General features: G+C 67.1%; 4 protein-coding genes and 1 pseudogene. All 5 read left to right on the top strand.

Translation table 11 applies throughout. The features are described 5' to 3' along the window. Positions 1–57: 57 nt before the first annotated feature. Positions 58–2,520 (top strand): DNA topoisomerase (ATP-hydrolyzing) subunit B, encoded by a 2,463-nt coding sequence (gyrB, locus tag D183_RS0104735; protein ID WP_017907985.1) that lies wholly within the window; start codon positions 58–60, stop codon positions 2,518–2,520. 78 nt (positions 2,521–2,598) lie between these two features. After that, positions 2,599–3,444 carry a CPBP family intramembrane glutamic endopeptidase gene (locus D183_RS0104740; protein WP_017907986.1) on the top strand — a complete coding sequence of 282 codons (846 nt, stop codon included), beginning with the start codon at positions 2,599–2,601 and terminating at the stop codon, positions 3,442–3,444. Positions 3,445–3,512: 68 nt separating this feature from the next. Then, positions 3,513–4,319 carry a M48 family metallopeptidase gene (locus tag D183_RS0104745; protein WP_026143554.1) on the top strand — a complete coding sequence of 269 codons (807 nt, stop codon included), beginning with the start codon at positions 3,513–3,515 and terminating at the stop codon, positions 4,317–4,319. Between the two features lie 159 nt (positions 4,320–4,478). Next, on the top strand, positions 4,479–5,672 hold the full coding sequence (locus tag D183_RS0104750; protein ID WP_017907988.1) for a tetratricopeptide repeat protein: 1,194 nt from the start codon (positions 4,479–4,481) through the stop codon (positions 5,670–5,672). Between the two features lie 152 nt (positions 5,673–5,824). Beyond that, a pseudogene (locus tag D183_RS24005) lies at positions 5,825–6,037 on the top strand (energy transducer TonB); the annotation flags it as partial.

Here is a 6,037-nt window from a genome sequence, read left to right on the forward strand (position 1 = left end):
GCGGCGCGAACCGGCCCCGGCCTGTCTTCGCCGCCTCGTGGAGCCTACGGCACCCGCATGACCGACGAACAGAACACCCCGCCCAGCAACGGCAACTACGACGCCAACAGCATCACCGCCCTGGAAGGCCTGGAGGCGGTCCGCAAGCGGCCCGGCATGTACATCGGCGACGTCCATGACGGCACCGGTCTGCATCACATGGTGTTCGAGGTCGTCGACAACTCCATCGACGAAGCCCTGGCCGGGCACGCGGACCACGTCGCGGTAACCATTCACGCCGATGGTTCGGTCTCGGTGTCGGACAACGGCCGCGGTATCCCGGTCGGCAAGCACGCGCAGATGAGCGCCAAGCTCGGCCGCGAGGTCTCCGCCGCCGAAGTGGTGATGACCGTCCTGCACGCCGGCGGCAAGTTCGACGACAACAGCTACAAGGTGTCCGGCGGCCTGCACGGAGTGGGCGTCAGCGTGGTCAACGCGCTCTCGGAGAAGCTGCTGCTGGACGTGTTCCAGGGCGGCTCGCACTACCAGCAGGAATTCAGCAACGGCGCGGCCGTCGCGCCGCTGGTTCGGCTCGGCGAGACCACCCAGCGCGGTACCACCGTGCGCTTCTGGCCGTCGGTGGTGGCCTTCCACAACAACGTGGAGTTCCACTACGACATCCTGGCCCGGCGCCTGCGCGAGCTGTCCTTCCTCAATTCCGGGGTCAAGATCGTGCTCGCCGACGAGCGCGGCGAGGGGCGCCGCGACGACTTCCACTACGAGGGCGGCATCCGCAGCTTCGTCGAGCACCTGGCGCAGCTGAAGACCCCGCTGCACCCGAACGTGATCTCTGTCACCGGCGAGCACAACGGCATCACCGTGGACGTGGCGCTGCAGTGGACCGACTCCTACCAGGAGACGATGTACTGCTTCACCAACAACATCCCGCAGAAGGACGGCGGCACCCACCTGGCCGGCTTCCGCGGCGCGTTGACCCGCGTGCTCAATACCTACATCGAGCAGAACGGCATCGCCAAACAGGCCAAGATCAATCTGACCGGCGACGACATGCGCGAAGGCATGATCGCGGTGCTGTCGGTGAAGGTGCCGGATCCCAGCTTCTCCAGCCAGACCAAGGAGAAGCTGGTCAGCTCCGACGTGCGCCCGGCCGTGGAAAACGCCTTCGGCGCGCGCCTGGAGGAGTTCCTGCAGGAGAACCCCAACGAGGCCAAGGCCATCGCCGGCAAGATCGTCGATGCCGCCCGCGCCCGCGAGGCCGCGCGCAAGGCAAGAGACCTGACCCGTCGCAAGGGCGCGCTGGACATCGCCGGCCTGCCCGGCAAGCTGGCCGACTGCCAGGAAAAGGATCCGGCGCTGTCGGAGCTGTTCATCGTCGAGGGCGACTCGGCAGGTGGCTCGGCCAAGCAGGGCCGCAACCGCAAGAACCAGGCGGTGCTGCCGCTGCGCGGCAAGATCCTCAATGTCGAGCGCGCGCGCTTCGACCGCATGCTGTCCTCCGACCAGGTCGGCACGCTGATCACCGCGCTGGGCACCGGCATCGGCCGCGACGAGTACAACCCGGACAAGCTGCGCTACCACCGCATCATCATCATGACCGACGCCGACGTCGACGGCGCGCACATCCGCACCCTGCTGCTGACCTTCTTCTACCGGCAGATGCCGGAGCTGATCGAGCGCGGCTACGTCTACATCGGCCTGCCGCCGCTGTACCGGCTCAAGCAGGGCAAGCAGGAGCTGTACCTGAAGGACGACAACGCGCTCAACGCCTACCTGGCCAGCAGCGCGGTCGAAGGCGCGGCGCTGGTTCCGGCCAGCAACGAGCCACCGATCACCGGCGCGGCGCTGGAGAAGCTGCTGCTGCTGTTCGCCAGCGCCAACGAGGCGGTGGCGCGCAATGCGCACCGCTACGACCCGGCGCTGCTGAGCGCGCTGATCGACCTGCCGCCGCTGGACGTGGCCCAGCTCGAGAGCGAGGGCGAGACGCATCCGAGCCTGGACGCGCTGCAGGCGGTGCTCAACCGCGGCAGCCTGGGCTCGGCGCGCTACAGCCTGCGTTTCCAGGCGTCCAACGCGCAGCGCCTGGCCACCCTGCTGGTGGAGCGCCGGCACATGGGCGAGGAGACCACCTATGTGGTGCCGATGGCGGTGTTCGAGAGCGGCGAGCTGCGGCCGCTGCGTGAGATCGCGCGGGAGTTGCATGGGCTGGTGCGCGAGGGCGCGCAGATCGTGCGCGGCAACAAGACCCAGGCCATCACCAGCTTCGCCCAGGCCTACGCCTGGCTGTTCGAGGAGGCCAAGAAGGGCCGCCAGATCCAGCGCTTCAAGGGCCTGGGCGAAATGAACGCCGAGCAGCTGTGGGAGACCACGGTGAACCCGGACACGCGTCGCCTGCTGCAGGTGCGCATCGAGGACGCGGTCGCCGCCGACCAGATCTTCAGCACGCTGATGGGCGACGTGGTCGAACCGCGCCGCGACTTCATCGAAGAAAACGCGCTGAAGGTCGCCAACCTCGATATCTGACCCTGGCGGTTCCCGCCCTGGCGTACGCCGGGGCGGGCGTCCCGCTGTGCCTTCCGCCCGCTTCCGCACAGGATCGCGATGACCGCACCGCCGTTGCCCGCCACCCCGCTGCCGTTGCCTTCCGCGCCGCCGGCCCGTCCGCGCCGGCCGATCCTCGGTTTCTTCCTCGACGTGCTGCTGGCGGCGGTGGTGCTGCTGGCGGTGAGCGTGCTGAGCGGCCTGGTCTGGGGCGTGATCCGCGGCTTCCAGCTGGCGATGGAACTGAAGGCGCACGGCATCCCCGCCGATCGCCTGGCATCGGTGGTGGCGCAGCGGGTCGGCCAGCCGGGCGCGCTGGCGCAACTGCTGATCGCCCTGGTCAGCACGCTCTCCGCGGCGCTGCTGCTGTACTTCCTGCGGCGTCCGGCCAGCGCCGCCGAGCGCCGTGCCTCCTGGCAGGCGGCGCGCACACCCTCGACCTGGGGCTGGGTGCTGCTGGTCGCGGTCGGCGTGTTCGTCGGCAGCGCGGCGATCTCCGCGCTGGCGGCGCAGATCGGCATCAAGCCGGTGCCGACCAACCTGCCGCTGATGCAGGACGCGATGGCGCAGATGCCGCTGTTCCTGTGCGTGTTCGCGATCGTGATCGCCCCGGCCTACGAGGAACTGCTGTTCCGCCGCGTGCTGTTCGGGCGGCTGTGGGACGCAGGCCGGCCGCGGTTGGGCATGCTGCTCAGCGGCGCCGCCTTCGCCCTGGTGCACGAAGTACCGGGGACCACCGGCAACAGCCTGGCCGCCACCGCGCAACTGTGGCTGGTCTACGGCGGCATGGGCGCGGCGTTCGCCTGGCTGTACAAGCGCACCGGCACCCTATGGGCACCGATCGCCGCGCATGGCCTCAACAACGCCATCGCGGTCGCCGGACTCTACTGGTTTGGCGCAACCTGAAGGTTTGTTTGACGAAATGTTAAGACGCGGCCCCCCACACTGCGACGCGTGTTAGGAGGGGGGACTGTATGAAGCAAGTGGTACTTGGCGCATCGCTGGCGATGCTGCTGGCAGCGTGTGCGACGACGACATCGCCAACCGGGCGTACCCAGGTCGTGGGCGGCATCTCGCAACAACAACTCGACCAGATGGGCGCGCAGGCGTTCGCCGAAGCCAAGGCCAAGGAACAGCTGGACACCGATCCCAAGCGCAACGCCTACGTGCGCTGCGTGGTCAACACCCTGGTCGCGCAGCTGCCCGAGCAATGGCGCGGCACCGGCTGGGAAACCGCGCTGTTCAACGACAAGGAACCCAACGCGTTCGCCCTGCCTGGCGGCAAGGTCGGGGTCAACAGCGGCATCTTCAGCGTGGCCAAGAACCAGGACCAGCTCGCCGCCGTGCTCGGCCACGAGATCGGCCACGTCATTTCGCGTCATCACGAAGAACGCATTACCCGCCAGCTCGGTGCGCAGGCAGGCCTGAGCGTGATTGGCGCGTTGGCCGGTGCCCGCTACGGTCAGGGCGCGGCCGACACCGTCGGCCAGGTCGGCGGCATGACCGCGCAGACCCTGTTCCTGCTGCCCGGTTCGCGCCAGCAGGAAACCGAAGCGGATGTCGTCGGCCAGCGCCTGATGGCGCAGGCCGGATTCGACCCCGCGCAGGCGGTGGATCTGTGGAAGAACATGATGGCCGCCGGCGGCGCACGTCCGCCGCAATGGCTGTCCACCCACCCCGATCCGAGTGCCCGCATCGGCGAGCTGCAGCGCGACGTCGCCGCGCTGGAACCGGTGTATGCGCAGGCGCGCAGCGCCGGCAGGACGCCCAAGTGCGGCTGAGTCGTCCGTCGTCCCTGTGTCCGTCGCCGGCACTGTCACAGAAAACGCATCCAAAAACGTTTTCACGGCGTACAGGTTTCTGATAGGTTTGCTGGCTCGGCCGAGGAATGGCCGCTCCGTCTTCCGTGCCGCTCCGGGCGGTTTCCACCGAGGTGACCCATGAAATTCCGCATTCGCAAGCAAGCGTTGTTGTCCCTGGTGATCGCCGCCGCCCTCGGTGGCGCGGTGGTGACCGATGCCGCTGCGCAGAGCGATCGCACCGACCACCGCTCCTCGCGCAATGCGAAGAACGAGAAGGCGGCGGTGCTGTTCCCCAATGCCGAGCGCAAGGAGCCGACCGGCAAGCCGTCGTCCAAGCTCGGCAGCAAGCTGCAGAAGCTCATCGACACCTACAACAAGGGCGAGGACTACGCGGCGGTGCGCGCCCAGGCCGATGAGATCCTGGCCAACAGCGGCGCCAACGAGTACGACAAGTCGCTGGCCGCGCAGCTGGCCGCGCAGGCCGCCTACAACCTCGACGACAGCAAGGCCGCGCAGGCGTACCTGAAGCAGGCGATCCAGTTCAACGGCCTGGACAACAACGGCCACTACCAGTCGATGCTGATGCTGGCGCAGCTGCAGCTGCAGGACGAGCAGACCGCCGAAGGCCTGGCCACCCTCGACAAGTTCCTCGCCGAAACCAAGTCGACCCGCCCGGAAGACCTGATCCTCAAGGGCCAGGCGCTGTACCAGGCGCAGCGCTACCAGGAAGCGATCCCGGCGCTGAAGCAGGCGATCGCCGCGTCGCCGGAGCCGAAGGACAGCTGGAATCAGCTGCTGATGGCGTCCTACGCCGAAGCCGGCCAGACCGGTGAAGCGGTCAAGGCCGCCGAGGCGCTGGCCGCCAAGTCGCCCAACGACAAGAAGGCCCAGCTCAACCTGGCCAGCATGTACATGCAGGCCGACCAGATGGACAAGGCCGCGGCGGTGATGGACAAGCTGCGTGCCGCCGGTCAGCTGACCGACGAGAAGGAATACAAGCAGCTGTACTCGATCTACGCCAACACCGATGGTCACGAAAAGGACGTCATCGCAGTCATCAACGAAGGCATGCAGAAGGGCATTCTGAAGCCGGACTACCAGACCTACCTGGCGTTGGCGCAGTCGTACTACTACACCGACCAGCTGCCGCAGGCGATCGAGAACTGGCAGAAGGCGGCGCCGCTGTCCAAGGACGGCGAAACCTATCTCAACCTGGCCAAGGTGCTGCATTCGGAAGGCCGCGTTGCCGAGGCCAAGCAGGCCGCGCAGCAGGCACTGGCCAAGGGCGTCAAAAAGCCGGAAGACGCCAAGAAGATCATCAACCTGAAGTAGCACGCAAAAAAAGCCCCCGAAGACCAGTGCTGAAAGTAGTGCAGGTAACAGGGATTGGTATAAGCTTGGAGGTTCCTGCGGTGTCATTGCCGCGTGAACTTGGGTTCCGCTCCACAGCGGAATCCGCCCCCCTTTAATTGAGTCATTGGCGCATGACGGAACAACTGGTCATCCATCGGCAGTACGACAAAGATGACGCCTCCGGCCTTAGCTGGCCGCGCATCATCGGTATTGCCTTCGTAATCGCGCTGCATCTTGCGGCGCTGATGTTGCTGCTGATTCCGGCCGTTGCGCCCAAGGCGGTGGCGGAGAAGGAACGCAACATCATGGTCACCCTGGTGGACGCACCGCCGCCGCCTCCCCCA

Origin of the sequence: Xanthomonas sp. SHU 199 (genome assembly GCF_000364665.1) — a bacterium.
GTDB classification, from domain to species: Bacteria; Pseudomonadota; Gammaproteobacteria; order Xanthomonadales; family Xanthomonadaceae; genus Xanthomonas_A; species Xanthomonas_A sontii.

What these genes read in the sequence shown, in the direction of transcription:
- gyrB (WP_017907985.1), top strand. Translation starts at nt 58, where the DNA reads ATGACCGACGAACAGAACACCCCGCCCAGCAACGGCAACTACGACGCC.
- D183_RS0104750 (WP_017907988.1), top strand. Translation starts at nt 4,479, where the DNA reads ATGAAATTCCGCATTCGCAAGCAAGCGTTGTTGTCCCTGGTGATCGCC.
- D183_RS0104745 (WP_026143554.1), top strand. Translation starts at nt 3,513, where the DNA reads ATGAAGCAAGTGGTACTTGGCGCATCGCTGGCGATGCTGCTGGCAGCG.
- D183_RS0104740 (WP_017907986.1), top strand. Translation starts at nt 2,599, where the DNA reads ATGACCGCACCGCCGTTGCCCGCCACCCCGCTGCCGTTGCCTTCCGCG.